This window comes from Massilia sp. Masssp93 (genome assembly GCF_059491295.1).
Genome location: NZ_CP168502.1, coordinates 1,330,496 through 1,356,019 on the forward strand (window position 1 = coordinate 1,330,496; position 25,524 = coordinate 1,356,019).

The 25,524-nt window shown below is 67.8% G+C and carries 25 protein-coding genes; 8 read left to right on the top strand and 17 right to left on the bottom strand.

Annotation, left to right across the window (positions count from 1 at the left end; genetic code table 11):
• Positions 1-3: 3 nt before the first annotated feature.
• Positions 4-558, top strand: coding sequence for an LOG family protein (locus ACEN9Q_RS05830; RefSeq protein WP_495627655.1), 555 nt, complete (start codon positions 4-6; stop codon positions 556-558).
• Between the two features lie 9 nt (positions 559-567).
• Here ACEN9Q_RS05830 and ACEN9Q_RS05835 read toward each other — a convergent pair whose 3' ends face one another.
• The 7 genes from ACEN9Q_RS05835 to ACEN9Q_RS05865 form a co-directional block, all read right to left on the bottom strand.
• Entirely contained in the window at positions 568-3,324 is a 2,757-nt protein-coding gene (locus ACEN9Q_RS05835; protein WP_056450814.1) for a bifunctional diguanylate cyclase/phosphodiesterase, read from the bottom strand.
• On the bottom strand, positions 3,321-3,761 hold the full coding sequence (locus ACEN9Q_RS05840; protein ID WP_495627656.1) for a type 2 periplasmic-binding domain-containing protein: 441 nt from the start codon (positions 3,759-3,761) through the stop codon (positions 3,321-3,323). Before ACEN9Q_RS05840 ends, ACEN9Q_RS05835 begins: the two co-directional genes overlap by 4 nt.
• Position 3,762: 1 nt before the next feature.
• Complete coding sequence (locus ACEN9Q_RS05845; protein ID WP_495627657.1) at positions 3,763-5,013, bottom strand: hypothetical protein; 1,251 nt, start codon at positions 5,011-5,013, stop codon at positions 3,763-3,765.
• Positions 5,014-5,188: 175 nt separating this feature from the next.
• Positions 5,189-6,856: a serine hydrolase gene (locus tag ACEN9Q_RS05850; RefSeq protein ID WP_495627658.1), complete on the bottom strand. Its 1,668-nt coding sequence runs from the start codon at positions 6,854-6,856 to the stop codon at positions 5,189-5,191.
• A gap of 119 nt (positions 6,857-6,975) precedes the next feature.
• A complete protein-coding gene (locus tag ACEN9Q_RS05855; protein ID WP_056450829.1) occupies positions 6,976-7,494 on the bottom strand; it encodes a M48 metallopeptidase family protein in 519 nt (172 codons plus the stop codon).
• Positions 7,495-7,638: 144 nt separating this feature from the next.
• Complete coding sequence (locus ACEN9Q_RS05860) at positions 7,639-7,977, bottom strand: KGG domain-containing protein (RefSeq protein ID WP_056450831.1); 339 nt, start codon at positions 7,975-7,977, stop codon at positions 7,639-7,641.
• A gap of 103 nt (positions 7,978-8,080) precedes the next feature.
• Positions 8,081-9,109, bottom strand: coding sequence for an NADP-dependent oxidoreductase (locus ACEN9Q_RS05865; protein WP_495627659.1), 1,029 nt, complete (start codon positions 9,107-9,109; stop codon positions 8,081-8,083).
• A gap of 152 nt (positions 9,110-9,261) precedes the next feature.
• Here ACEN9Q_RS05865 and purU point away from each other — a divergent pair, with 152 nt between their 5' ends.
• The 6 genes from purU to ACEN9Q_RS05895 all read left to right on the top strand — a co-directional run bounded on the left by purU (position 9,262) and on the right by ACEN9Q_RS05895 (position 14,451).
• Entirely contained in the window at positions 9,262-10,128 is an 867-nt protein-coding gene (gene purU / locus ACEN9Q_RS05870; RefSeq protein WP_056450844.1) for a formyltetrahydrofolate deformylase, read from the top strand.
• A gap of 27 nt (positions 10,129-10,155) precedes the next feature.
• The gene (locus ACEN9Q_RS05875) at positions 10,156-10,698 is read left to right on the top strand and encodes a YaeQ family protein (protein WP_056450847.1); all 543 of its coding nucleotides are present in this window, start codon (positions 10,156-10,158) and stop codon (positions 10,696-10,698) included.
• Positions 10,699-10,784: 86 nt separating this feature from the next.
• Positions 10,785-11,147 (top strand): DUF2946 domain-containing protein, encoded by a 363-nt coding sequence (locus tag ACEN9Q_RS05880; protein ID WP_056450850.1) that lies wholly within the window; start codon positions 10,785-10,787, stop codon positions 11,145-11,147.
• 51 nt (positions 11,148-11,198) lie between these two features.
• A complete protein-coding gene (locus tag ACEN9Q_RS05885) occupies positions 11,199-11,642 on the top strand; it encodes a copper chaperone PCu(A)C (protein ID WP_056450854.1) in 444 nt (147 codons plus the stop codon).
• A gap of 12 nt (positions 11,643-11,654) precedes the next feature.
• Positions 11,655-12,152 carry a YcnI family copper-binding membrane protein gene (locus ACEN9Q_RS05890; RefSeq protein ID WP_495627660.1) on the top strand — a complete coding sequence of 166 codons (498 nt, stop codon included), beginning with the start codon at positions 11,655-11,657 and terminating at the stop codon, positions 12,150-12,152.
• A 7-nt stretch (positions 12,153-12,159) separates the two neighbouring features.
• The gene (locus ACEN9Q_RS05895) at positions 12,160-14,451 is read left to right on the top strand and encodes a TonB-dependent receptor (protein ID WP_495627661.1); all 2,292 of its coding nucleotides are present in this window, start codon (positions 12,160-12,162) and stop codon (positions 14,449-14,451) included.
• Between the two features lie 125 nt (positions 14,452-14,576).
• Here the strand turns inward: ACEN9Q_RS05895 and ACEN9Q_RS05900 are convergent, their stop codons facing one another.
• Together ACEN9Q_RS05900 and ACEN9Q_RS05905 are read right to left on the bottom strand one after the other, a co-directional pair.
• Positions 14,577-15,347 carry a head GIN domain-containing protein gene (locus tag ACEN9Q_RS05900; RefSeq protein WP_495627662.1) on the bottom strand — a complete coding sequence of 257 codons (771 nt, stop codon included), beginning with the start codon at positions 15,345-15,347 and terminating at the stop codon, positions 14,577-14,579.
• A gap of 257 nt (positions 15,348-15,604) precedes the next feature.
• Complete coding sequence (locus ACEN9Q_RS05905) at positions 15,605-18,211, bottom strand: glycoside hydrolase family 3 protein (protein ID WP_495627663.1); 2,607 nt, start codon at positions 18,209-18,211, stop codon at positions 15,605-15,607.
• Between the two features lie 207 nt (positions 18,212-18,418).
• On the opposite strand from ACEN9Q_RS05905, the gene ACEN9Q_RS05910 reads away from it, so the two are divergent.
• Complete coding sequence (locus ACEN9Q_RS05910; RefSeq protein WP_056450868.1) at positions 18,419-19,540, top strand: type IV pilus twitching motility protein PilT; 1,122 nt, start codon at positions 18,419-18,421, stop codon at positions 19,538-19,540.
• Positions 19,541-19,559: 19 nt separating this feature from the next.
• Here the strand turns inward: ACEN9Q_RS05910 and ACEN9Q_RS05915 are convergent, their stop codons facing one another.
• From ACEN9Q_RS05915 to ACEN9Q_RS05950, 8 genes are all read right to left on the bottom strand, one after another.
• Positions 19,560-19,775 (bottom strand): hypothetical protein, encoded by a 216-nt coding sequence (locus ACEN9Q_RS05915; RefSeq protein WP_495627664.1) that lies wholly within the window; start codon positions 19,773-19,775, stop codon positions 19,560-19,562.
• A gap of 85 nt (positions 19,776-19,860) precedes the next feature.
• Positions 19,861-20,040 carry a hypothetical protein gene (locus tag ACEN9Q_RS05920; RefSeq protein WP_495627665.1) on the bottom strand — a complete coding sequence of 60 codons (180 nt, stop codon included), beginning with the start codon at positions 20,038-20,040 and terminating at the stop codon, positions 19,861-19,863.
• Between the two features lie 206 nt (positions 20,041-20,246).
• Positions 20,247-20,906, bottom strand: coding sequence for a hypothetical protein (locus tag ACEN9Q_RS05925; protein ID WP_495627666.1), 660 nt, complete (start codon positions 20,904-20,906; stop codon positions 20,247-20,249).
• A gap of 473 nt (positions 20,907-21,379) precedes the next feature.
• On the bottom strand, positions 21,380-22,672 hold the full coding sequence (locus ACEN9Q_RS05930) for a c-type cytochrome (protein WP_495627667.1): 1,293 nt from the start codon (positions 22,670-22,672) through the stop codon (positions 21,380-21,382).
• Positions 22,669-23,391 carry a c-type cytochrome gene (locus ACEN9Q_RS05935; protein WP_495627668.1) on the bottom strand — a complete coding sequence of 241 codons (723 nt, stop codon included), beginning with the start codon at positions 23,389-23,391 and terminating at the stop codon, positions 22,669-22,671. The genes ACEN9Q_RS05930 and ACEN9Q_RS05935 overlap by 4 nt, the downstream gene beginning before the upstream one ends.
• 142 nt (positions 23,392-23,533) lie before the next feature.
• On the bottom strand, positions 23,534-23,869 hold the full coding sequence (locus tag ACEN9Q_RS05940; protein ID WP_495627669.1) for a c-type cytochrome: 336 nt from the start codon (positions 23,867-23,869) through the stop codon (positions 23,534-23,536).
• 28 nt (positions 23,870-23,897) lie between these two features.
• Positions 23,898-24,611, bottom strand: a complete 714-nt coding sequence (locus ACEN9Q_RS05945; RefSeq protein ID WP_495627670.1) for a 3'-5' exonuclease — start codon at positions 24,609-24,611, stop codon at positions 23,898-23,900.
• A gap of 10 nt (positions 24,612-24,621) precedes the next feature.
• Positions 24,622-25,194 carry a ProQ/FINO family protein gene (locus ACEN9Q_RS05950; protein WP_082548416.1) on the bottom strand — a complete coding sequence of 191 codons (573 nt, stop codon included), beginning with the start codon at positions 25,192-25,194 and terminating at the stop codon, positions 24,622-24,624.
• Positions 25,195-25,524 lie beyond the last annotated feature (330 nt).

Sequence of the window (25,524 nt, forward strand, 5' to 3'; positions counted from 1 at the left end):
TCCATGAAATCCATTGCCGTCTACTGCGGCGCCTCGCTGGGCGCCGATCCCGTGTATGCCGACGCCGCGCGCGGCCTGGCCCGCGCCCTCGTCGAGCACAACATCGGCCTCGTCTACGGCGGCGGGAAGGTCGGCCTGATGGGCGTGATCGCGGACGAAGTGCTGCGCCTCGGCGGCGACGCGACCGGCGTGATCCCGAAGCACCTCGTCGAGCGCGAGGTCGGCCACGCCGGCCTCACGCGCCTGTTCGTCGTGAAGGACATGCACGAACGGAAAGCGATGATGTCCGACCTGGCCGAAGGCTTCATCGCCATGCCCGGCGGGATGGGCACGCTGGAAGAACTGTTCGAGATGGTCACCTGGGCCCAGCTGGGGATCCACGCCAAGCCGATCGGCCTGCTCAACGTGAACGGCTTCTACGACGGCCTGGCGTCCTTCGTCGGCCACCTCGTCGAGACGGGCTTCGTGCGTCCCGCGCACGCCGAACTCATGACGCTCGACGCCGATCCCGATGCGCTGATCAGGCGCCTGCGGCTGGCCGCGCCCGGCGCCCGGTAGCCGAAGCCCTTATCCCGCCACGGCTTCGGCATTCCCCAGGCGCCGTTGCTGGGCCTGCGCCTGCAGCATCTCCGTGATGCGCTCGGCCGCCACCGGTGGGCTGAACAGATAGCCCTGCATCTCGTCGCAATCGTTCGCGAGCAGGAAGTCGCGCTGCTCGACCGTCTCCACGCCCTCGGCGATCACGCGCAAGTGCAGGCGGTGGCCCAGCGAGATCACGGCCAGCGCGATGGCCTGGTCGTCGGAGCTGGAGGCCAGGTCGCGCACGAACGACTTGTCGATCTTGAGCGTCGAGATCGGGAACGATTTCAATGCGGACAGGCTCGAATAGCCGGTGCCGAAATCGTCGATCGACAGCGTCACGCCCATTTCCTTCAGTTCGCGCATGCGCTCCACGGCCTGGTTCAGGTCGCGCATCAGCAGGCTTTCCGTCACTTCCAGGTCGAGCGAGGAGGGCGGCAGGCCGCTGTCGCGCAGCGCGCCGGCGACGCGCTCGACGAGGCGCTTTTCCTCGAACTGGCGGGCCGACACGTTCACCGAGACCGTGAGCGCGTCGAGCCCGGCCGCGCGCCACAACTGGGCCTGGCGGCAGGCCGTGCGCACGACCCATTCGCCCAGGCCGACGATCAGCCCCGATTCCTCCGCGAGCCCGATGAAGCGCATCGGCGGCACCGTGCCGTGCTCCGGATGGCGCCAGCGGATCAGCGCCTCCACGCCGAACACGCGGCCCGTGCGCAGGTCCACCTTCGGCTGGTACAGCAGGTAAAAACGTCCGGCCGGGGACTCGACCGCCGGCGCGTCGGCGCCCGGCTTGTCCGGCGCGTCATCCGCCAGCGTGGCGTCCAGCGCCCCGCGCAGGCCTTCCAGCAGCACGAGCTTTTCCTCGACGCTGGCGTTCATCTCGCGCGTGTAGAACTGGAAGTTGTTGCTGCCCAGGTCCTTGGCGCGGTACATCGCGGCGTCGGCGTTCATCATGAGGGTCTTCGGGTCGTCGCCGTCGCGCGGGTAGACGACGACGCCCATGCTGCAACTGACGCGCACGGACTGGTCGCCGATCTGCACCGGCTCCGTCACGGCCTGGCGGATCTTTTCCAGCACGGGCGTCAACGCCAGCGGGCTCTCGCCGGCGTCCGGCAGCAGGATCACGAATTCGTCGCCGCCCAGGCGGCCGAGGGTGTCCGTGCGGCGCAGGCAGGCCTGCATGCGGCAGCCGACGACCTTCAGCAATTCGTCGCCGGCATTGTGGCCCAGGCCATCGTTGACGAGCTTGAAGCCGTCCAGGTCGACGAAGGCGAGGGCCAGGTGGCCGCCGTTGCGCTGGGCGTTGCGCACGGCCTGGTCGAGGCGGTCGCGGATCAGGCTGCGGTTCGGGAGCCCCGTCAGCTCGTCGTGGTGGGCCATGTGGCGGATGCGGTCCTCGGCCAGCTTGCGCTCCGTGATGTCGCGCACCATTGCGACGGCGCCGCCTTCGACGGGCACGATCTGGCGCTGCAGCCAGCGGCCGGCGGCCGGGCCGGCGCTGGCCTGCCATTCGGCCTCGATGACGCGCTGTTCGGCGACCACCTGGACGAGATGGTCGTACATGCCGTTGGTGCGGTAGTAGGGCAGCACGTCGCCCAGCAGCTGGCCGCGCAGGGCCTCGTTGGCGATGCCCGTGAACAGTTCGGCGCGGCTGTTGGAGCCCTCGACCAGGAAATCGACGATGCCGCCGTCCATGCCGGTCACGCTGCGCAGCACGAAGAAGGCGTCCGGACTGGCCTCCGACGCCGCCGCATAGGTTTGCTGGGCCTGGCGCTCGCGCCGGCGCGCCTTGGCCACCTGCCACGACCAGGCGCTGATCATCGCCACGACGGCCACCAGCAGCGAGCTCGCGGCCGTCGCGCCCACCAGGTAGGTGCCGTAGTGCTGCTCGTACTGCGCCATCTGTTCGCGCGCGGCCAGGCCGACGACGACCGTGAGCGGGAACCCGGCCAGGCGGCGCGCGCCGGCGTAGCGCTCCACGCCGTCGGGCGGCGTCGGTTGCGGCGCCACGGCTTCCTCCCCGATGCCGTCGAGCGCGATCGGCTGGCCCCACGAGACGTCGTCGCCGATGCGCACGGCGCGCGCCACGCCGTCGCTGCCCACGAGCGCCAGCAGGCCGAGTTCCCCGGCACGCGAGCGCTCGTACGAGCTGGTGAAATAGGCAGGATCGACTTCGACGATGGCCACGCCGGCGAAGCTGCCCTCGGCGTCGTCGATGCGGCGCGTGAAATGCAGGTGCGGTTCGCGGCGGACCGGATCGCCGGCGGTCTGGCTGACGAAGACCGCGCTGGCATCGTCGTTCGCGTGGATGGTGAAATAGGGGGCGCGCGACACGTCCTGCGCCGGCATCGGTGGATTGCTGTCGACGATGCGGCCGTCGCGGTCCGCGATGCTGACCTCGAACACGAGGCCGGGCGGCAGCAGGCCCTGGGCGCGCAGCGCCGGCAGGGCGCCGCGCGGGCCGTTCAGTTCGACCGCATACTTGACGACCTTCAGCGTCTGGTCGATCGCATTCAGGTTGCGCGCGACCTGCGCCTCGTACGTGTCGAGCTGCTCGCGCGCGGAATCGTGCGCGGCGGCGACGGCCGCGAGACGTTCGGTCTCGATGAAATGGAACGTCGCGGCCCAGATGGCCACCAGCGGCAGCAGCGCGAACAGCGGCAGCGCGATATGCGTCTCGAGGGCGCGCGCGAGCCAGCGGGGACGCCGGCGCCGGCCAGGGGAAGCGGACGAGGGCTTCATCATTGCACCACGAGGACGGCGTGCACGCTGCCGTCGAGCGCGCCCCGTTCGATATAGCCGATGGCGCCCGGATCGTCCGCGACCTTGCGCCGCACGGCCGCGCTGTCCGGCAGTTCGGCGGGCGGCTGGCCGCGGCCCGTGAACACCATCTTCGACCAGTGCGCCTTCAGCAGGGCCGGCGTCTTGCTCGTCACGCGCGCATAGAATTCGTCGCGGATCGGCGCGCCGAGGCGCAGGTCGTACGGCACGGCCTCGGCGCCGTCGGGGAAGCGCACCGACTGGCCGAGGAAGATCGCGGCCACCTGGTCGGCGCGCAGCGTGGCGACGGGATTGCGCGCGGAGACGATCACGACGAGGTCGGCCGCGCCGGCGCGAGCATCGGCAAGGCAGGCGAGCAGCAGGGCCGATCCCAGGAAGCGGGAATACTTGTGCGTCGCCATGCTAGTACACGAAGTCCAGGGCGACGCTGGCCACGTGGGTGGTGCGCCCGGAACGGAAGCGCGGCGTCGGGTTGATGAAGGTGCCGACGGAGTCGTCGTGCGGCGTGACGCGGTCGAGCTGCACCTTGAGCGCCATGTTCGTATGCAGGTCCCAGCGCAGGCCGGCCGCCACGGACGTCTGCTGCGGGATCCGGATCAGCAGGGCATTCAGCCCGGCGTTCAGCATGGCCGCCGTCGGCGCCAGCGCCGGGGGCAGGGCGGCCGCCGGCAGGCCCGCGTCCAGCGTCGGCCCGACGGCCCGCACGCGCGCCCACGTCGCGTACGGCGTCAGCGACTTCCAGCGCCAGCCGGCGCTGACATAGGCGTTGCGCGTCGCGCCGAGGAAGGAATGGCTGACCGTGCGGCCCGCCTCGGCCATCACGAACCAGCTGCCCGGGTCGTAGTTCACGCCGATATTGGCGAGCATCATGCGCTTGTGGTCCATCGCATAACGCCGGGTCAGGGCCTGGCCGGCCGGGCCGAACGCATTGAAGGCGTCGAACAGGTCGACGGCGATGTCGCTCGAGATCTCGGCGCTGACCATGTTGGCGCGCACGCTCAACGCGCCCCAGTCGCTCGTGTTCGAGATGCCGACGCCGCCGCGCCCGTACACGTGCAGGGGTGCGATCAGCGCCACGGCGCTGTGGCCGTAGAAGACCTGCGACGCGTTGCGCACGGGGCCGAGGTCCCAGCGCAGGGTGGCGTCGACGCCGTCGCTGCTGGTGACGGGCAGGACGTTGTAGCCTTCGACCGGCGGCCGCACCCACGGATACGCGTAGCCGACCTTGCGGTAGTCCGCCGTCAGGAACACGGGCAGTGCGATGCGGCCGGCGCGCAGGGCCAGTTCGGGCGTCACCTGGTACTTGATGTTGGCCCATTCGATGCGCGGCCGGTAGGTGTTGTCCAGCCCCTGTTCGCTCACGACCTGCAGTACGGCCGACCAGTGCCGCGCGAGCGTGGCGTCGAGCTGGATGCCGAGGCGGGTGTCGACGTCGGTGCTCCAGCGGCGCGTGAGACCGGTGCCGCTGGCCTTGAAGACGGACGACGTGTAGTCCGCATCGTGTTCGCTGGCATGCGCGACGCCCAGCGTGCCGAAGCCGGAGATGCGCCAGTCCGGGGTGCGCACCGGCTCGTCCTGCGCGCGGGCGGTGCCAAGGCAGGCGAGGCCGAACAGGGGAGGTAACAGGAACTGAACGAGGCGTTGTTGCTGCATTTGAGTCGACGGATGGGCCGGCTGGGAGCGCCAGGGTGCGGAACTCGACTGTAATCCTTGCTCAAAGGAAAGTCGACAGCTTTTGCCCGTCGGCCGCCCTTGTTCAAAATCTTGTTGCGCTACGGCAACGAGGGATTGCGTCAGATCCGGCCATTGGCTGCCGCGCCGCCGCGCTTTATAACTGCCGTGGCGCGCTCAGCTTGTGCGGCCCCTGTTCCAGCGTCATGCCGACCGTGCCGTCGGCCTGCTTGTCGAAGTGGAGCCGGATGTCGTGTTCCGCGTCCACGAACGTGTCCTGCGCCAGCGCCGTCAGCTTCATCGCCGGCTGTCCCACCGGCGTGGCGCGCAAGGTGCCGCCTTCGCGCGTGACCTCGATGACGAGTCCGGGCGCGAGCGGGTAACGGCCCAGGTACTGGTCCAGGACGGCGGGCGCCACCTGCACGGCCCGCAGTTCGGGCACCGTCGTGCTGCTGCGGTGGTGCGTCGTGCGGTTCAGTTCATCGTCGATCGTCAGGTCCGTGACGACACCTTTTGTGTCGCGCTGGAACTGTACAGTGATTAAGCTGTCACCGATCAGGAAGCCGTCCTTCCGGTACCCGCGCAGCGGCGCGCGCGGCATGCCCGTGCCCTGGATCGTCAGCCCGCCGTTCTCGTGGCGGACCGTGTGGGCCCGCTTGTCGTCGATCGGGTAGACGCCCACATAGCCGTCCAGTGTCGCCGCATCGGGCGCCGTCGCGGACGGCACCGGCAGCGGCTTGCCGGCCACGTCCATTGCGATCCCGTGGGTCAGCTTGGCAAGCGGCACGTGGATGCCGTCGGCGTCGCGGTTGGCCAGCATGGCGACATAGACATGCTCCTTCGGCAGCCAGACGGCGTCGGACGTGAAACCCGGGATATTCCCGCCGTGGAAGACTTCGTCGACGCCGTGCAGCCGGCCCACGAACCATCCGTAGCCGTACGGATTGGGCGTGCCGTCGTTGAGCGTGTGGGCGCTCCAGGCCCGGCGCAGCGTGTCCGGCCGCAGCAGCTTGCCATCGGCGAGTGCCGCCTGCCAGCGCGCGAGGTCGTCCACGGTCGACACGAGCGCGCCGGCCGCGTACGGCCACGTCATGCTGATCGGGCCTGCCGGTTGCGCCCGGCCGTCGTAGCCGGTGACGGGCTGGAAGCGCGCGTCCTCGTAGCCGGTGTGCGTCATGCCGAGGGGCTTGAAGATGCGTTCCTCGAGAAAGCGGGCATACGGGAGGCCCGACGCCTTCTCGATGATCGCGCCCAGCAGGAAATAGCCGGAATTGTCGTAGCTGAACCGGCTGCCGGGGACGAATTCCAGCGCGTCGTCCTTGAAGAAGGCGATGCCTTGCGCGACGGTGACGTCGGTGCGCATCACGTCGCGGAACCCGCGCTTGCCCGTGTAGCTGGGGATGCCGGACGTGTGCGTCAGCAGATGTTCGATCGTGATCTTCGCGCCGTGCGTGGGATAGTCGGGCAGGAAGCGCGTGATGTCGTCCGACAGGGCCAGCTTGCCTTCATCCGCCAGCATCAGGATGGCGACGGCCGTGAACTGCTTCGTCATCGAGCCGATCCGCGCAGGGGCATCCGCCCGCAGCGCCGTGCCGGACGCCACGTCCGCGCGGCCATAGCCCTTGCGGAACACGGTCTTGCCGTCCTTCGTGACGATCACGGCGACCCCGGGGCCGGTGGCCGGGAAATACGGAGCGATCAGCGCGTCGATCCGCGCCGCGAGCGCCTGCTCTTCCGCTTGCGCGGCAGGTACCGCGAGCGTGGGGGACAACGGTGCCAGGACGAGCGACACCACGGTAACGACATTCACTGCATATCGGCGCATGGATTCTCCTTGTGTGCGCCAGGATTATATGATGTCCGATAGGCAATATTTCGTTGCTGTCCGATGAAATAAATGACAACGCCGATACCGGGAGCGATATCCCGCCGTGGCGGGCCGGGTCACTCCCACAAGCGCGCGCCGCCCAGGTCCAGCTGGGTGAGGTAGAGCCGCAGGTCGAACTCGTACTGGTGGTAATCCGGCTCCATCCAGCAGCACAGTTTGTAGAACGCCTTGTCGTGGTCCTTTTCCTTGAGGTGCGCGAGTTCGTGCACGGCGATCATGCGCAGGAACGCGGGCGGCGCGTCGCGGAACACGGTGCCGATGCGGATCTCGTGCTTGGCCTTGAGGCGCCCGCCCTGCACGCGCGAGATTGCCGTGTGCAGGCCCAGTGCCTGCTGGACGATGCCGATCTTGCTGTCGTAGGCGACCTTCGCGACGGGCGCCGCGTTGCGCAGGTATTCATCTTTCAAATCCTGCACGTAGCCGTACAAGGCCTTGTCCGTGCGGACGTCGTGCGCGTCGGGGTAGCGCTGGCGCAGGTGATCGGCCAGGCGGTCGTCGGCGATCAGGCGCTCGACCTGGGACAGCACGTGCGCGGGATAGGCGCTCAGGTATTTCAGGCGGGAGGGAGAAGACATAAGGGCGGCACTGTAGCACGTCCATGTCTCGACGTCAGCGGATGACGGTGATGCAACGGGCGACCACGCCCGGCACGGCGGCGCGGTCGGCGCTTGCGCGCTTCGTGAAGGGGACCGGCCCTGGGCGCAGACCGATCCCGAACGTCATTGCTCCTTGCCGCCCTGGCGGTTGCCCGCTTTCGCGGCGGCCGCGGCGCGGTTGGCCGACTGCCGGCTTTCCCCGCCCTTGCGTCCGATATCGGCCATGTGGGCGCGGTTGCGGCTGACCACTTCCCCGCCTTTCTGGCCCGCGCGGCGCGCTTCCTCCGAATCGAATTCGTGCGCCGTGCCCTTCTGGTGGGCGGCCTGGCCACCCTTGCTGGCGATTTGCCGCTGCTGGTTCTGGTCCATCGCAGCGAAACCGCGCTTGGCCGGCTGGCTTTTCTGCTCGCTGCCGCCGGAGTCGGCAGCGCCCTTGTTGCCGCCATCCTTGCTTGTCGCCATATCGATCTCCTTGTGCCTGAACAATCAAAGCGAGCGTCAATGGATGCGCTCGTGAGTTTAGAGAGGCGGGAAATGAAATGGTTCCGGCGGCGTGCGGCTGGTTTCAGTGGATGTCGTCGGCGATCTTGAGCACCAGTTTTCCGAAGTTCTTCCCTTCGAACAGCATCGTCAACGCGTCGGGGAACCGGTCGAGCCCTTCGACCACGTGTTCGCGGCTCTTGATCGCGCCGTCGCGCAGCCAGGCGCCGAGGCGCTGCACGCCTTCCGGATAGCGCGGCGCATAGTCGAAGACCACCATGCCTTCCATGCGGGCCCGGTTCACGAGCAGCGCCAGGTAGTTGGCCGGCCCGCGCACGGGCGTCGTGTTGTTGTACTGCGAGATGGCGCCGCAGATCACGATGCGGGCCTTGAGGTTGATGCGCGCCAGCACGGCGTCGAGGATGTCGCCGCCCACGTTGTCGAAATAGACGTCCACGCCCTGCGGACAATGTTCCTTGAGGCCAGCCGCGACGGGACCCGCCTTGTAGTCGATGCAGGCGTCGAAGCCCAGCTCGTCGACGACGTAGCGGCATTTATCGGGCCCGCCGGCGATGCCGACCACGCGGCACCCGAGCTGCTTCGCCACCTGGCCCACCGTCGCGCCGACGGCGCCCGCGGCCGCCGAGACGACGACCGTCTCCCCGGCTTTCGGCTGGCCGATGTCGGTGAGGCCGAAGTAGGCCGTCATGCCGGGCATGCCCAATACGTTCAGCCAGGCCGGCAGTGGGGCGAGCGCGGGATCGATCTTCATGGCCGCGGCCGCCTTGACGTCGACGGGGCCCGTCCAGTACTGCTGCACGCCGAAGGTGCCGGCCAGGTGGTCGCCCACGGCGACGTGCGGCGAGCTGGATGCCTCGACGACGCCGACGCCGCCCGCGCGCATCACCTCGCCGATGGCGACCGGCCGGATATACGATTTACCTTCGTTCATCCAGCCGCGCATGGCCGGATCGAGCGACAGGTACAGCACGCGCACGCGCACCTCGCCGTCCTGCAGCGGGGCGAGCGGTTCCTCGGTCAATTGCCAGTCGCTGGCCTTCGGCAGGCCGACGGGGCGCGCGGCGAGGCGGAATTGCCGGTTCATTGGGGTCATGTGCGTCTCCTTTTGCCAACCGGGGTCAGAGCCCGGTTTTTGGCAATGTCTTTAAATCGGGCTCTGACCCCGGTTTGGGGAAATGGCGGATTGGCAATCCATGCGACAATGTGCCGGATCAGTCAACCTCAACCATTCTGAAGTATTTAGCAATGTATCCAGAATATATCCTGACCTTGTCCTGCCTGGATCACCGCGGCATCGTGCTGCGCGTGTCCGGTTTTTTGGCCGAACACGGCTGCAACATCATCGACTCGGCCCAGTTCGGCGATCCGGAATCGAAACTGTTCTTCATGCGCGTCCACTTCGCGCTGGAAGACGACGCGATGTCCGACGAACTGCTGCGTGCCGGCTTCGGCTCGCTGTGCGCCGACCTGGGTGCCGAGGGCGCGCTGCAGGACGCGAGGCGCAAACCGCGCGTGCTGATCATGGTGTCCAAGATCGGCCATTGCCTCAACGACCTGCTGTTCCGCTACCGCAGCGGCCTGCTGCCGGTGGAGATTCCGGCCATCGTGTCGAACCACATGGACTTCTACCAGCTCGCGGCCAGTTACAATATCCCTTTCCACCACTTGCCGCTCGAGGCGGGTGCCGGCGAATCGGCCAAGCTCGCCCAGGAGGCGCGCATCATCGACCTGCTCGACACCCACCGCATCGACCTGGTCGTGCTGGCGCGCTACATGCAGATCCTGTCGCCGGGACTGTGCGAAGCCTTGAAGGGCAGGGCGATCAATATCCACCATTCGTTCCTGCCCAGCTTCAAGGGCGCGCGTCCGTATGCGCAGGCGCACAAGCGCGGCGTCAAGCTGATCGGCGCGACGGCCCACTTCGTCACGGGCGACCTGGACGAGGGCCCGATCATCGAGCAGGACGTCGAGCGCGTCGACCACGCCATGAGCGTGGATCAGCTGACGGCGATCGGCCGCGACGTCGAGAGCGTCGTGCTGGCCCGCGCGGTCAAGTGGTTCGTGGAACACCGCATCCTGCTGAACGGCGACAAGACCGTCGTGTTCAGCTGACCACTTTAGATTGAAAGACTGGCTTCAATGGCCCTGAAAGCAACGATTTACAAGGCAGACCTGAGCATTGCGGACATGGACCGCAACTACTACCAGGAGCACGCGCTCACCATCGCGCGGCATCCTTCCGAAACCGACGAGCGGGTGATGATCCGCCTGCTCGCCTTCGCCCTGCACGCCGACCCTCAGCTTACCTACGGCAAGGACCTGTTCGACGTCGAGGAGCCCGCACTGTGGCTCAAGGACCTGACGGGCGCGATCGACCTCTGGATCGAGGTCGGCCAGCCCGACGAACGCCGCCTCATGAAGGCGGCCGGCCGCGCCGAACACGTGGTCGTGTACTGCTACAGCGCCACCAGCAACATCTGGTTCAAGGGCCTGGCCAGCAAGCTCGAACGTACGAAGAAAATTTCCATCATTAACATTCCGGCGGAAACCAGCGCCCAGCTCGAGCAGATGGCGCAGCGCTCGATGCAGCTGCAATGCACGATCCAGGACGGCCAGGTGTGGCTGACGGACGGGCAGCAGACCGTGCAGGTCGAGCGCGAGATCCTCATGGCCGAGCGCTGATCGGACAATTTGTCCGGGGCCGCGTGTGCGCCATGGCGTGCATACGCGGCTATAATCGGATCATGCCGATTCGTTCGATAAAACGCATGCGCTTCATCTGGCTGGCACTGTTCGCAGTGCTGCTGAACGCGCTCGCGCCTACGGTCTCGCATGCGCTGGCCGCGCGCCGGCCGGCGATCCCGATCGACGTCTGCAGCGTCGATGGCGGCGCGCCGTTCGCGGCCGCGGCCGCGCTGCTCATGCAGGACGAACATCGCGGCATGGGCCTGCTGGGCGACTGCGGCTATTGCCTCGCCCACGCGGGCAGCCACGGCATGCCGCCGCCCGCGCATCCGCCGCTGGCGCTCGTGCACGGCACGGCGCCCCGTCCTTTCCTGTTCCATCACGCGCCCCGTCCGCTGGCCGTCTGGCTGGCGGCCGTCCCGCGCGGTCCCCCATCCTTTGCCTGACCTTTGTCCCGGTGCCTGTGCGCCGCCATTCACTTTTAGTCAGGTAAAGTCATGTATAGCAAATTCCTCGTACTGGCCGCGGCCAGCCTGTTTACGTCCGCCGCGTTCGCCCAGGTGACCGTCGGCGATCCGTGGATCCGCGCCACCGTGCCGGCCCAGAAGACGGCCGGCGCCTTCATGCAGCTGCGTTCCGCCACGGCCACGCGCCTCGTCGGCGTCCAGACCCCCGTCGCGGGCCGCGCCGAAGTCCACCAGATGGGCATGGAAGGCCAGACCATGCGCATGCAAAAGGTCGACGGCATCGACCTGCCGGCCGGCCAGACCGTCAACCTGGCATCCGGCGGCTACCACGTCATGCTGTTCGACCTGAAGCGCCAGCTCAAGGACGGCGAGCAGGTGCCGCTGACCTTGACCTTCGTCGGGGCCGATAAAAAGCGCGAGAACGTCACCGTGCAGGTGCCGGTCAAACCGCTTACCTACACCGCCGCGCACTGACGGGAGCACACGATGAAAGCATATTGGATCGCCGCCTTGTTCGCGGCGCCGCTGGCGCACGCCCATATCACCGTCGCGCCGGCCAGCGCGCCGGCGGGCGCCTACCAGACGCTCGTCTTCAAGGTCGGCCACGGCTGCGACGGCAGCGCCACCACCGGCATCACGGTGTCGTTGCCCGATGGCGTGACGGCGAAGCCCATGCCCAAGCCGGGCTGGACCATCAACCTCGTCGACGGCAAGCTCGCGGCGCCGCTGCGCATGCACGGGAAGACGATCACGAGCGCCGTGCGCGAGATCACCTGGCGCGGCGGCCCGCTGCCGGACGCGTACTACGATGAATTCACGCTGCAGGCCAGGCTGCCGGACGCGCCGGGCCGCTACGTGTTCAAGGTCGGCCAGCAGTGCGAGAAGGGCCGCGTGGACTGGGCCGGCGATGCCGCATCGAAGACGCCCGCGCCCGTGATGGACGTGGTGCCCGCCGATATGGCGATGCCGATGCACCACCATTGAGGTGGGCATGCGACATCGACATCATCGCCTTGCGCTCGCCGCATGGGCGTGCCTCGGCGCGTCCGCGCATGCCCACGCCGACGACACGCACCTGAACACCGTGATCGTGTCGGGCGGCCGCCCGACGTCGCTGCCCGCGCAGATCCCGACGACGATCGAAGGCATCACCGGTGCCCAGGTCGAGGAGCGGATCAACGCGTTCGACAGCGAGGACGCGCTGAAATACCTGCCCAGCCTGAACGTCCGCAAGCGCTACACGGGCGACTACGACCACGCCGTGCTCGCGAGCCGCGCGTCCGGCACGGGCAACAGCGCGCGCTCGCTCGTGTACGCGGACGGCATCCTGCTCTCGAACCTGCTCGGCAACGGCGCCTCGTACACGCCGCGCTGGGGCCTCGTCACGCCCGACGAGATCGAACGCGTCGACGTGCTCTACGGCCCGTTCGCGGCCGCGTATCCGGGCAACTCGGTCGGCGCCGTCGTCGACTTCCAGACCCGCATGCCGACGAAGCGCGAAGCCCACGTCAAGCTGTCCGGCTACTCGCAGGGTTTCAAACTGTACCGCACGGACGACCGCTACGACGGCTGGCAGGGCAGCGCGGCGCTGGGCGACCGCAGCGGCGCGTGGTCGTGGTGGATCGACGTGTCGCGCATGAACAGCGACGCGCAGCCGATCGCGTTCGCCAACAGGCTGCTGTCCAGCGGCATCCCGAACGGCGGCGGCATCCCGGTGACGGGCGCCGTCGCGGGCCGCAATCCGTCGGACAAGGACTGGTGGCTGCTGGGTGCGACGAGCCGGACGCGCACGGTGCAGGACCACGCGAAATTCAAGCTCGCCTGGGACATCACGCCGACGCTGCGCGCCAGCTACACGTTCGGCTGGTGGCGCAACGATGCCGCGCGCACGGCCGAATCGTACCTGCGCGACGCGGCCGGCAACCCCGTCGTCACGGCGCCCCGCGTGAACATCGACGGCCGCGCGTACGACATCAAGGCGTCCGACTTCGCGCCCAGCCGCGGCACGCTGGAGCATGCGCTGCACGGGCTGTCGCTCAAGAAGCACAGCCGCGCCACGTTCGACTGGGAGATCGCCGCCAGCGTCTACGACTACGCGCGCGATCTCGTGCGCACGCCGACGGTGCCGGTGCCGGATGCGGACACGAACGGCGCCGGCCAGGTCACGGACATGCACGGCAGCGGCTGGAACACGCTGGCATTGAAAGGCATCTGGCGGCCGGATGCCGGCGCGCTGACCGGCCACACGGTCGAATTCGGGCTGCAGTCCGATCACGCCCGGCTGCGCACCCGCGTGTTCGGCAGCGGCACGGACTGGCTGCACGCGGGCGACGGCCGGCAGGTCTCCATCTTCAACGGGAACACCTGGCTGGAAAGCCTGTACGCGCAGGACAGCTGGCGCATCGCCGACGCCTGGCGCGCCACGCTGGGTGCGCGCTTCGAGCGGTGGCGCGCGTATGGCGGCGAGCTGTCGAACGCCGTGCTGGCGGCGCCGCTGCCGTTCCCGGACCGCAGCGAGACGGCATGGTCGCCCAAGGCCGCGCTGGCGTGGCGCGCGAGCCCGGACTGGACATTGAAGGCATCGACGGGCCGCGCGGTACGCGATCCGACGGCGGCCGAGCTGTTTCAAGGGGCCATCGTCGACAATGCGATCGTCAACGGCAATCCGCACCTGAAGGCGGAAAAGTCGTGGACGAGCGAGCTGTCGGCCGAGACGCTCGGCGACAAAGGCTCGCTGCGCGTGACGCTGTTCCGCGAGACGACGCGCGACGCGCTGTATTCGCAGCCGCTGCTGGTGAGCGGCGGGACGACCGTGAACACGGTGCAGAACGTGGGCCGCATCCGCACGGACGGCCTCGAAGTGGCGGCGCAGGCGGACGACGTCGGCGTGCAGGGATTCGGGCTGTCGTCCAGCCTGACGTTTGCCGACTCCATCATCACGGAGAACGCGGGCTTTCCGGCAAGCGTGGGCAAGTGGCAGCCGCGCGTGCCGCGCTGGCGCGCGACGATGCTGGCGACGTGGAAGGCGAACGACAAGTGGACGGCCACCCTCGGGGCCCGCTACAGCGGCCGCCAGTACTCGACGCTGGACAACAGCGACCCGAACGGCAATGCGTACATGGGAACGTCGGATTACCTCGTGGTCGATACGCGGCTGCGCTATCGCTTCGACCGCCAGTGGAGCGCGGCGCTCGGGGTGGACAACCTCAACGACCGCAAGTACTGGGCGTTTCACCCGTACACGCAGCGGACCGTGGTGGCCGAGGTGCGTTGGGACCTGTAGCGTGCACGGCGCGGTCCGTGCGGCCGTTCAGCGGCAGCGGTAGGGTGGGCACCCTGTGCCCACGCGTGACGTTGACGTTGACGCCACGTCGAAGGTCACGTGGGCACGGGGTGCCCACCCTACGATCAGCGCGGCGCCGCGCCCAGCCGGCGCACATTGCCCGATCCGACCACGGACCGGGTCACGTGCGGATCGCCGTAGTAACTGACGTCCCCGGAGCCGGCCACCGTCAGGCCCAGGCTCTCCTTCACCCACAAGGTCACGTTGCCGGAGCCCGCCACGGTGACGCTGGCGTTGTCGGCGCGCACATGGGCCAGGTCGACGGTGCCGGAGCCGCCGATCGAGATCGACGTGCTGCGCGCCGTGCCGCCGGCCACCTTGAGGTCGCCGCTCCCGCCGAGGGCGACGTTGACGGTATCGCCCTCGACGCGGCCGACCTTGATGGCGCCCGAGCCGCCCACGTCGAACTTGACGCGGCCGCCGTGCACGACGTCGGCATCGATATTGCCCGAGCCGCCCAGCACGAGGCGGTCGACGCTGCGCGCCTGCACGACGATTTTCAGGTTGCGGGTGCGCAGGTTCGCGTTGTGTTTTGCCCGGATCTTCAGCGTGCCGTCCTCGACGACGGTCTCGATCAGTGGCAGCAGGTTGTCGTCCGCGTCGATGGTGAGACCTTCGCGGCCGCTGCCGCTCTTGATCTCGACATTGCCTGGCAGGGACATCGCGACCCCGTCGAAATGGGCGACGTCGCGCGCCTGGTGCTGGATCTTGCCGCTGCCTTGCACCTGTTCGCTCTTGCCCCAGCTCCAGTCGCCAGCGATGGCTTGCGGCGCGACGGCGATGCAGGCGAGGGCGCAGGCGGCGATGACGAGGCGGCGGGTTTTATTGTCGATCATGATGTTCTCCTGAGTACGTGGATGTTCTCGATGGGTACATCGTAAGCGCGAGGCGGGCGTCACGATACCGGTTTGCGACAGGCCGCACGAAAACCGGACCGGACTGCATGCTCGCGGGGTGAACTGCATATGTTCCGGCGGCGTTCGTCAGGTCGTCATCCCGCCGTCAGCGAGGCATCAGCGCGTCGTCGGCACGTTATTAGCTCGTCGTTCCCGCCTGCGCGGGGACGACGGCATACGGCACATCGGGCCAGGACTTATTTCGGCAATGCGGAGGGCGCCCCCGTCACCGCGAGCGCCGCCTTGACGGTCTGCGCGTGGCCCGGCTGGCCGCCGCCCAGGTAGATCGTGTACGTACCCGGCATCACCTTGCGCGCGCCGGCCGCGTCGACCTGCGACAGCGCGCGCGCATCGAGGGCCAGCGCGACCCGGGTGCGCTCGCCCGCCTTCAGGTGCACGCGGCGGAACGCCGCGAGCGTCGGATTGGCGGCGTCGCCCGGCTTGGCCACGTACAGCTGGACGACTTCGTCGCCGTCACGCTTGCCCGTGTTGGCCACCTCGACGTCTACATCGACGGGCGCGCCGGCCGCGATGGACGGCGCCGACAGCGCCGGCGTACCGTAGCGGAACGTCGTGTACGACAGGCCGTGGCCGAACGGGTACAGCACCTGGCCCTTGAAATAGCGGTAGGTGCGCCCAATCATGCGGTAGTCGCCGAACGCGGGCAGGTCGTCCACGCCGCGGTAGAACGTGACGGGCAGACGCCCGGCCGGGCTGTAGTCGCCGGCGATCAGGCCGGCCACGGCGTGGCCGCCTTCGCCGCCCGGATACCAGGCCTGGATAATCGCGGGCACGTGCTTGTCGGCCCAGTTGACGGCCAGCGCGCTGCCGCTCATCAGCACGAGCACGGTCGGCTTGCCGGCCGCGACGACCTGTTCCAGCAGGCGTTCCTGCGGCGCGGGCAGGTCCAGGCTGGTGCGGTCGCCGCCCATGAAACCGGGCACCTGCAGCTTGAGTTCCTCGCCCTCCAGGTTGGCCGACAGGCCCGCGACGTACACGACCAGGTCCGCGCGGCGGGCCAGGGCGACGGCCTCCTTGCCGCCGTCGACCGGCGTGCTCCACACGAGTTTCTGGTCGCCGCGCGCGCCGCGCTGCACGGCCTCGATCCTGAGCGGATACGTGCGTCCCGCCTGCAGCGTCGCCTTGCCGGCCGCGATCGAAGGCGAGTCCACGACGTCCCACGCATCCACGACGAGCTTGCCGTCGACCCAGATGCGGTAGCCGGCATTGCTCAGGAAGCGCAGGCTGTAGTCGCCGGTGCGCGGCGCCTTCAGGTAGCCGGTCCAGCGCGTGGACGCATTGCGGCCGCCGTCCTGCCACGCGGCGCGGGCATTGGTTTCCGTGGCGCCGTGCGCGGCGCCCGTCAGGTCCGGACCGGCGAAGTGTTCGGCCGCGAGGCCGGGCGTGCGGCACGCGGCATCGACGCACAGGCTGGCGTCCGGCACCGGCGGCTCGGCCGGGCCGACGAGGCCCGTGCCCGGCGCGTACAGGATCTGCGCATCCGGGAAGCGGGCGCGGATGCCCGCGAGCACGGTCACGGGGTGGGACGGCTGGCCGTTGTAATTGCCGACCAGCGCATCCTCGCTGTCCGCGTTCGGGCCGATGACGGCGATGGTCCGCGGCGCCTTCTTGAGCGGCAGCAGGCCGTCGTTCTTCAGCAGCACCATCGCCTCTTGCGCCGTCTTGAGGGCGACGGCGCGGTGCGCCGGCGTGTCGTTGTCGTCGGGCCGGATGCCCGCGTAGGCCTTGGGCGGATTCGGGTCGAGCAGGCCGAGGCGGATGCGCCCCGCGAACAGGCGCACGAGGGCGCGGTCGATGACGGCTTCCTTCAGCTCGCCGTGGCGCACGGCGTTCGCGATGGGGCCGGCCTCGGTCGTCATCTTGTTGCGGTAGTCGCCGCAGATCAGGTCCATGCCGGCCGTGAACGCGGCGGCCACCGCCTGTTCTGGCGTCCTGGTGTAATGGAGGCTGTCGGCGCGGTAGATATTCGCGGCGGCGCCGCAGTCCGACACGACGAAGCCGCTGAACCCCCAGGCGCGGCGCAGGCGCGCATCGAGCAGGTCGTCGCTGGCGCACGCGGGGACGCCGTTGACGGCGTTGTAGGCGCACATGACGGATGCCACTTTGCCTTCCGTGACGGTGGCGCGGAATGCGGGCAGGTACGTGTCCTCGAGGTCGTGCGGGGACGGGTGGACGTCTTCGCGGTGGCGGTTCGATTCCGGTCCGCTGTGCACGGCGAAGTGCTTGGCGGTGGCGATCGTCTTGAACGAGGCAGGATCGTCGCCCTGCAGCCCGCGGATGAAGTTCACGGCGATGCGCGACGTGAGGTACGGGTCCTCGCCATACGTCTCCTGGCCACGGCCCCAGCGCGGATCGCGGAAGATGTTGATGTTGGGCGACCACACGGTGAGGCCGCGATACCAGTCCGTGCCGCCGTCCGGGGATCGGGTCGCCATGTACTTGGCGCGGAATTCCGTGGCGATGACGTCGCCCACGTCATGCATCAGCGTCTCGTCCCACGTGGCCGCCATGCCGACGGCCTGCGGGAACACGGTCGCGTATCCGGCCCGCGCGACGCCGTGCAGGCCCTCGTTCCACCAGTTGTAGCGCGGGATCTTCAGGCGCGGGATCGCCGGCGCGTCGTTGCCGAGCTGGGCGGCTTTTTCCTCCAGCGTCATGCGCGCGACGAGGTCGGCGGCGCGCGCCTCGGGCGTCTGCTGGGCCAGCGCCGGTGCCGCCGCGCACAGGGCGGCCAGCGCGAGCGGGGCGAGCGTGAAGGGGATGCGGCGTGGATCGTGGTTCATCGTAGTCTCCTGTTATTGGTTTCTGGCGATGCTAACACGAAAATGTCATGCGCTAACAATGAGCGAAAACACAACGCGATGTGGCGGCGACGGCACGTCCGGGGCTTGGTCTTGGAAAAAATATCTTTCCAGTTGGAATTTTGACAGCATGCTGGTTTTATAATCAACGCATCGCTCATCCGAGCCCGTTTGGTACATCGAAGAATGATGGAACACCACCAGTCGTCGCAGATCCCCACCCTGTCGTATATCGAAAACGAAGACCACCCGGTGTTCGGGACCCTGGTCGAGCAGATCCTGCACCTGCTGAATTCGAAGCTGGTATTTTCCGACATCATCATCCACCAGAACAGTCCGCTGATGCTGCGCCAGCCGAAGGGCCTCGTGGCCGTGACGGATTCGCCCATCACGAAGGAAGAGCTGGAAGAATTCTTCGACGTCATCGAGCCGAACTGGGCCGAGCGCATCGTCGACCGCGCGTTCGACCGCTCGATCGACCTGCACACCGCGCGCATCCGCGCCAACTGCTTCAGCTTCCAGGGCAAGAAGCGCCTCGGCTGCGTGATCCGCCGCTTCCCGAAGGAACCGCTGGCGCTGGACACCCTCGGCCTGCACGCGGACGAGCGCGAATTCGCGCGCCTGACGAGCGGCCTGGTCCTGATCATCGGCGACACGTGCCAGGGCAAGTCGACCACGATCGCTTCCATCCTCGACGAGATCAACCGGCAGCGCTCGGGCCACATCATCACCATCGAAGACCCGGTCGAGACCCTGATCCCGCAGCGCAAATGCATCATCACGCAGCGCGAGGTGGGCGTCGACGGCGACGTCGAAAGCTATTACCTGGGCGCGCTGGACGCGCTGCGCGAGCGGCCGGACGTGATCGTCATCGGCGAAATCCGCGACGCCCAGACGGCCCAGGAAGCGCTGGCGCTGGCCGAGTCGGGCCCGCTCGTGCTGGCGACCCTCCATGCGCGCTCGACGGAACTCGGGCTGCAGAAGATGCTGCGCCTGCTGGGCAATTCGGAAGCGCAGGGCCAGGCCCTCGCACACGCGCTGCGCGGCGTGCTGTGCCAGGCGCTGCTGCCGTCGAAGCAGGGCAACCGATATCACCTCGCCACGGAGTGCCTGACGCTCAGCCCGGCGGTCGGCGCGATGATCGAGGAGGGCGACCTGGGCGCCATCCGCGCGCACATGAACGCGGGCCGCGGGCCCGGCTGTCACACGATGAACAGCGTGCTGGAAGCGCTGCTGGCGGCGCACAAGGTCGGCGTCGACGACGCGCGCGCCGCGACGACGGACCGGATCGGCTTCGCCGAGATGGTCTGACCGCGATCGGGTAGTGCTGCTATCCGATCGTGTTCATCTCGCTTTCATCCTCGGTGTAGCGCACGGGCGCCAGGTTGTGCCTGGCGATGAGTTCCGGCACGGTCGCCGGGGCGCCCCGTTCGATGCGTTCGTGTTCCAGGACGTGATCGAGCATCTCCGCCTCGCTGCAGCGGCCGGGCGTCGCGAATTCCAGCGGTTCCTCGTTATTGCGGTACCAGACTCGATAAATCGGCATGCCAGTCTCCTGATGGTGGATGTCCGCAGTATGCCAGATCGGCCGAGCGCGCCGGCGCCGCGCGGCGCCTGTCGGTGCGTCAGGATCATGCGATCAGCCAGCCCGGGTTGACCGGTACCGGGATCGTGATCGGACGCCCGGCCTGGCCGTCGATTCCAGAAAAATGAATTTTGTCGCAATGTGCGAGCGTTCCCGGATTTCGCCTCAATAGAATCAGTCCATTCGAAGAGCTGATGGCATGACGCCCGACGAATTTCTCGTTCATTTTATCGAGATCCGATATATCGAGATCCGACATAGATAGGGGCGGTCGGTCGACGAACGCTGGTCAAGGTTAGCCTGAGGTTTTTCACGTCCAATCGAGATGCCGGTAGCGCGACAAACGGAACCATTCCGCATTAATGTCCTGAATCGGGTCCGGCCGGCCCACGATGGACGACAGGCCATGCATAAGTTCCCCGGCGCTTTCACTTAATGGAATTTGCGGGAGATTTTCTTGACGTTGATCCCAAAGGAACGGATAAACATTGAATCCGCCTTTACCGTCAATTTACTGACTTCCGCGTTGTTTTCTTTGGCGAGGCCAATAATCCAGTTCGCGACCTCTTTGCGGACATTGTCATCAAGCTTGTCGCCGTCACGGACAAAAAACGTCAAAGCGGGACGCGGCGGGCACGTGGTCCATTTTTTTTCCTTCTTGTCAAACCGTTTTGTGGCACCGCAACCGGAGTGAAACATTGCGACGGCCCGAACAGTAGAGCGGTCCGCATCGGTAACTACCAGCGCCTTTTCGGAAATTGACACCGGGTCGGCGCCGGCGAATAATCGCCTGCCACTCGGCAGGGCGACTTCCGGTTCCGGACGCCCCTTGAACGCAAACTCGAATTGGGAGTCGATCAGGTTACGGTTGTTCTCCTCGCGTGGAATCGATATGTAAAGTCCTTCTTCGCTTCCAAAAAGAATCTGGGCAGCGGAGGCAAGCCTGTCACGGGTGCCATCGGTCGTCCAGTCGAGTGACGTCGTGGAGGCCGACGGGGTTGGCGTGGGAGGGGATGTCTGAGCCGATGCGGACATGACCAATGAAACCAATCCGGCCGCGAAAGCTTTTTTAAGATTTTTCGAACTGATCATGGTTGTTCTTTCCTGGTGGCATTTGGTCGAGCCGGCATTTGAAGGAAGTTGATTTGTAGTCATTGCGTTTCCAGGAGGTTCGCAAGATCTTGTTGCCGTGGGTCGGTCTGGTCGGGGCCGTTCCAGTTTCTCGGATTATCGATGGCCGCGGCCCAGTTTCCAGTGGCCATCTGCTGCCAGAAGTTAGGCCAGCTCGGGCGATTCGAGTGCACATACCGTGTTTTTATCGGCATCGGCGTTGTCCGCAATGTGATCTGAATTGTCCGCAGGAAGAAACCAGATCAGTTCTCCGGGCGCGTTGATTTTATGATTGGGAATGGCGCCATGAAAAATAGAGTGGTGGAAGTGATTGAGTGAGTTTTTAACGAGCCAGGCACTGAAGGGACATTATTTATGCAAAACGCCCGACTTGCATGTCGATGCGGTCCGGAGGGGAAGGCGTCGCCGTGCCCGCCGGCAGGCATGCTCGCTGGTCAATCCAGCGGCACCTCCCGCCACCGGTTGACCTCCGGCGCCGTCACCACCGGCGCCGCATTGCCCCAGCTGTTCCTGACGTACGTCACGACGGCAGCCACCTCGGCATCGTCCAGCTGCGGACTGTACGGCGGCATGCCGAACGGCCGCGGATTGCCGCGCGTGGCCGGCGGAAAGCCGCCGTTCAGCACGATGCGGATGGCGTTGACGGGGTCGCGCATCGTCAGCGCGCCATTGCCCGCCAGCGGCGGATACGCGGGGTGGCCGGCCACGCTGGTGCCGCGCCCGTCGGTGCCGTGGCAATCGGCGCAGTGATGCGCGTACAGTTGGCGGCCCGCCTTCATCACGTCCTCGGGCGGCGGCACGGCAGGCTGGCGCGGCGCAGGTTCGGGCGGCAAGGATTTCAGGTAGACGGCCATCGCGCCCGCATCCGCCTCCGTCAGGTATTGAAGGCTTTGTCCAACCACCTCCGCCATCGGGCCGAAGACGGCGCCGCGCGGTGCGACGCCCGTGCGCAGCAGCTGCACGATATGCGCTTGTTCCCAGTTGCCGAGGCCGGCTTCGTTGTCCGCGTCCAGCGCGGGCGCGTACCAGCCGCTGGTCGCGATCTGGCCGCCGGACAGCCGCGTGCCCGTCGCGCCCAGGCCGTTGCGCGGGCTGTGGCAGGCGGCGCAATGGCCCAGGCCTTCGACGAGATAGGCGCCGCGGTTCCACGCGGCGCTTCGTGCCGGCTGCGGCGCGTACACGCCCGGCTTGAAGTACAGCAGGCGCCAGCCGGCCAGTACGATCTGCCGGTCGTAAGGGAAGCGCAACGCGTGCGGGCGATTCGCCAGGCGCACCGGCGCGAGGCTGCGCAGGTAGGCGTACAGCGCGTCGGCGTCGTCGCGCGTGACCTTCGTCGTGTTCGTGTACGGGAACGCGGGATACAGCAGGCGGCCGTCCGGCGCCGTGCCGTTGTGCAGCGCGTGCCAGAAGTCGTCCGCCGTCCAGGCGCCGATGCCCGTCGCCGCGTCCGGCGTGATGTTCGGGGCGTAGAGCGTGCCGAACGGCGTCGCGAGCGCGCGGCCCCCCGCGTACGGCTTGCCGTCGCGCGCCGTGTGGCAGGCCAGGCAGTCGCCGGCGCGGGCGAGATAGGCGCCCCGGGCGATGTTGGCCGGCGTCGCCGCCCACGCCTCCTGCGACCGCGCCGGGATGAATTCGGCGCGCGGCCACGCGAGCGCGATCAGGCCCAGCACCAGCACCAGCAGCAGCACAACCGACAAACCGGCAGCCCGGAGGACGATGCGTCTCATGGCCGCTCCGGTTCGCTGCCGCAGGCGAGCGGCATCGGGTGGGCGACGTCCGGGGCCGGGGCCGCGTCGTCCGGCAGCGGTTCGCTCGCGAGCCAGCCCGAGACGGCGGCCACGTCCGCCAGCGACAGCCGGCCGGCGATTGTCGCCATGCAGTCGGGGGCGTTGGCATGCCGGGTGCCGTTGCGCCAGGCGCCGAACTGGGCGTTGATGTAGTCGCGCGGCAGGCCCAGCAGGCCCGGGATCGCGGGCAGGGCGCCCGTCAGGCGCTGGCCGTGGCAGGCGACGCAGGCCGGCACCTTCGACACCGCGTCGCCGCGCGTGACGAGTTCGCGTCCGCGTTCCAGCTGGTCCGCCGGCAGGCTCGCGCGCGCCAGCACGGGCGCGGGCAGGTGCTGGGTCGAAAAATACGCGGCGATCTCGCGCAGGTAATCGTCGGACAAAGGCGCGACCATATACGTCATCAGCGGAAACTGGCGGCGGCCGGCGCGGAAGTTCTGCAACTGGTTGTACAGGTAGCCGGCCGGCTTGCCGGCGATGCGGGGGTAGTAGCGCGGTCCCGCCGTCGGCGGCGGTGCGGACGGGCTGCCGTGGCACGACGTGCAGGCGGCGACGCGCTGGGCCAGGGTGTCCGGCACGCCGCGCTCCGGCTGGGCCGGCGCCGGCGCCGCGTGCAGGATGGCGGCGAGGAGCACGGCGGAGCGGAGAACCGGGACGGACATGGCATTCCTGTGGTTGACGACTTTACCAGGCGCATGATACCGCGTCGCCTTGCAGGTCACGCAATCTTTCGAAAACACTAACTTAGCGCATACCTCACGCGTGGGCACGTTTCATTTGAGGCCCCGGCCTCAAATGCCCACCCTACCAACGGCGGAGGTAGGCCAGCAGGGCGGCCAGGTCGCGGTCGTCGTGGATGCCCCAGAAGCGCATCTTCGTGCCGGGTACCGTCTTGTCCGGATCGCGCAGGAAGGCGGACAGGGTGCGCTCGTCCCAGACGATGCCGGATGCCTTCATGGCGTCGGAATACGCGAAGTCGGCCGTCGTGCCCGCGCGCCGGCCGAACAGGCCGTTCAATTGCGGGCCGAAGCCGCCGCGCGCGTTCGGGCCGATCTGGTGGCAGGACGCGCAGGTCTTGAAGACGGCCGCGCCGTCGACGGGGCCGTCATGGCGCGAGCAGCCCGCCAGCGCGAGCAGCATGCCCAAGCATGCGACTGCGGCACGCATCTTATGAAGTACGCGGCTTCGGCTGCGCTGCCCGCACCGGGCCGCCGGCGAGCGGTGTCAAAGGCAGCGGGGGCGGCGGATTCGCGCGCCAGTGGCGGTAGATGCGCAGGGCCACGTGGGCGTCGTCCGCCGCGTACAGGATCTGCTTGTCGGACAGGCGCGGCAGCGCCCAGTTGGTCGTCGTGATCTTGCGCGACTTTTGCAGGCGCTGGCCGAAGAAGCGCGCGACGGCCGTCTTGGCGCCCAGCGCGTTGCGTTCGCCGCGGCGCAGGGCGGTGGAGAGGTCGAGTACGTTGCGCGTCTCGATCCCCAGTTTGGCGCGCAGGCGGCGCAGGTCGTCGCCGAGGCCGAAGCCGACCTTCAGGATCGCGGGCGATTCCAGCACGGCGCGCAGGACGTCGATGCCGGGGACGGCCGCCGGCGCGGCATCCTCCGGCGCGGCGCCGTCCGCATGATCGGGCGCGCGGGCGGCGGGCCGGCGCATGCCGATCTGGAACAGGTAGGCATGCGCGTCCGTTGCCAGCTGCACGAGGTGCGGCCCGGTCGATTGCTCGCCCTTCTGGAACGTGGGTTTCGACTCCGTGTCGAAGCCGATCGCGTCGGACGCCAGCAGCGCGGCCAGCGCGCCGTCCGCGTCCTGGCGGCTACGGACGAGGCGCACATCGGCCAGCGCGATGCCCTGGTAAGGGGGGAGGTCGTCCTCGGCCTCGCTCATCCGGGGCCGCTCAGCGCTTGGCGAACTTGGATGCCAGCTGCTGCAGCTTTTCCTGGCGCTTGCGGTCGGATTCCGCCGCCGCGGCCGCATCGCGCTCGGCCTTCTTGCGCTCGGCTTCCTTCTTGAAGCGTTCCTGCAGGAGTTCCTTGGCGTGCTGGCGGTGGGTGTCCGTCACTTCGGCGCCCGGATTGCCGTCCAGGTCGTAGCGCAGGGTGGCCTTTTCCATCGCGCGCAGGTAGCGCATCGAGCCAGTGTGGATGCCCAGCGCGGCGCGCATGGTCTTGCGGTTCAGGCCGGGCAGGCGGGCCAGCACCTGCTTGTCGATGCCGATCGCCAGCGGCAGGCAGTCGCGGAAGGCCTTGAACTGCTGTTGCAGCTGCTTCAGCAGGGCGCGCGGCGACTGGACTTCAGCGCCGGCGGTCGACGCGGCGGCGGCCGGGGTTGCGGCTGCGCTCGCATCGTGCGCGTCGGCTTCCGGGACCGGAGCCTGCGGCGCACCGTCGGCAGGATGCGCGTCGGGAACGGCGTGGGTGGCGTTTTCGGTGGCCTCGGGGAGCTCGGCGACAGGACTCATCGTATTCATTGACTTCATGGTAAGAACGGGAAGCGGAAGGATAGCATGGCCGCGCCCCGCGCGTGCGCCGCTCAGCCGTGTAACGGATCGTTTTGTTGACCAAATGATTGTTATTTCCTGCATGTGCAGCGGCGCGCGGCCGAGAAATCGTGTATCATCCGCCCCTTTCCTTGCGCACGGTTTGCGCCGACGCAGCCAGGATCTGGAAGAGGAAAAGGAAATATGCGGCTGAGTGATATCCCTTATCGGATATTTCAATTATCGCTAAACATTTCCTTGACGCATAATGCGTAGGTCTCCTCTATTTCTCACCTGGAAAATAGATTCAAGCCCGTTGTC

Coding starts and splice junctions, on each gene's coding strand:
- ACEN9Q_RS05830 (WP_495627655.1), top strand. CDS start 4: ATGAAATCCATTGCCGTCTACTGCGGCGCCTCGCTGGGCGCCGATCCC.
- ACEN9Q_RS05835 (WP_056450814.1), bottom strand. CDS start 3,324: ATGATGAAGCCCTCGTCCGCTTCCCCTGGCCGGCGCCGGCGTCCCCGC.
- ACEN9Q_RS05840 (WP_495627656.1), bottom strand. CDS start 3,761: ATGGCGACGCACAAGTATTCCCGCTTCCTGGGATCGGCCCTGCTGCTC.
- ACEN9Q_RS05845 (WP_495627657.1), bottom strand. CDS start 5,013: ATGCAGCAACAACGCCTCGTTCAGTTCCTGTTACCTCCCCTGTTCGGC.
- ACEN9Q_RS05850 (WP_495627658.1), bottom strand. CDS start 6,856: ATGCGCCGATATGCAGTGAATGTCGTTACCGTGGTGTCGCTCGTCCTG.
- ACEN9Q_RS05855 (WP_056450829.1), bottom strand. CDS start 7,494: ATGTCTTCTCCCTCCCGCCTGAAATACCTGAGCGCCTATCCCGCGCAC.
- ACEN9Q_RS05860 (WP_056450831.1), bottom strand. CDS start 7,977: ATGGCGACAAGCAAGGATGGCGGCAACAAGGGCGCTGCCGACTCCGGC.
- ACEN9Q_RS05865 (WP_495627659.1), bottom strand. CDS start 9,109: ATGACCCCAATGAACCGGCAATTCCGCCTCGCCGCGCGCCCCGTCGGC.
- purU (WP_056450844.1), top strand. CDS start 9,262: ATGTATCCAGAATATATCCTGACCTTGTCCTGCCTGGATCACCGCGGC.
- ACEN9Q_RS05875 (WP_056450847.1), top strand. CDS start 10,156: ATGGCCCTGAAAGCAACGATTTACAAGGCAGACCTGAGCATTGCGGAC.
- ACEN9Q_RS05880 (WP_056450850.1), top strand. CDS start 10,785: ATGCGCTTCATCTGGCTGGCACTGTTCGCAGTGCTGCTGAACGCGCTC.
- ACEN9Q_RS05885 (WP_056450854.1), top strand. CDS start 11,199: ATGTATAGCAAATTCCTCGTACTGGCCGCGGCCAGCCTGTTTACGTCC.
- ACEN9Q_RS05890 (WP_495627660.1), top strand. CDS start 11,655: ATGAAAGCATATTGGATCGCCGCCTTGTTCGCGGCGCCGCTGGCGCAC.
- ACEN9Q_RS05895 (WP_495627661.1), top strand. CDS start 12,160: ATGCGACATCGACATCATCGCCTTGCGCTCGCCGCATGGGCGTGCCTC.
- ACEN9Q_RS05900 (WP_495627662.1), bottom strand. CDS start 15,347: ATGATCGACAATAAAACCCGCCGCCTCGTCATCGCCGCCTGCGCCCTC.
- ACEN9Q_RS05905 (WP_495627663.1), bottom strand. CDS start 18,211: ATGAACCACGATCCACGCCGCATCCCCTTCACGCTCGCCCCGCTCGCG.
- ACEN9Q_RS05910 (WP_056450868.1), top strand. CDS start 18,419: ATGGAACACCACCAGTCGTCGCAGATCCCCACCCTGTCGTATATCGAA.
- ACEN9Q_RS05915 (WP_495627664.1), bottom strand. CDS start 19,775: ATGCCGATTTATCGAGTCTGGTACCGCAATAACGAGGAACCGCTGGAA.
- ACEN9Q_RS05920 (WP_495627665.1), bottom strand. CDS start 20,040: ATGAACGAGAAATTCGTCGGGCGTCATGCCATCAGCTCTTCGAATGGA.
- ACEN9Q_RS05925 (WP_495627666.1), bottom strand. CDS start 20,906: ATGATCAGTTCGAAAAATCTTAAAAAAGCTTTCGCGGCCGGATTGGTT.
- ACEN9Q_RS05930 (WP_495627667.1), bottom strand. CDS start 22,672: ATGAGACGCATCGTCCTCCGGGCTGCCGGTTTGTCGGTTGTGCTGCTG.
- ACEN9Q_RS05935 (WP_495627668.1), bottom strand. CDS start 23,391: ATGTCCGTCCCGGTTCTCCGCTCCGCCGTGCTCCTCGCCGCCATCCTG.
- ACEN9Q_RS05940 (WP_495627669.1), bottom strand. CDS start 23,869: ATGCTGCTCGCGCTGGCGGGCTGCTCGCGCCATGACGGCCCCGTCGAC.
- ACEN9Q_RS05945 (WP_495627670.1), bottom strand. CDS start 24,611: ATGAGCGAGGCCGAGGACGACCTCCCCCCTTACCAGGGCATCGCGCTG.
- ACEN9Q_RS05950 (WP_082548416.1), bottom strand. CDS start 25,194: ATGAATACGATGAGTCCTGTCGCCGAGCTCCCCGAGGCCACCGAAAAC.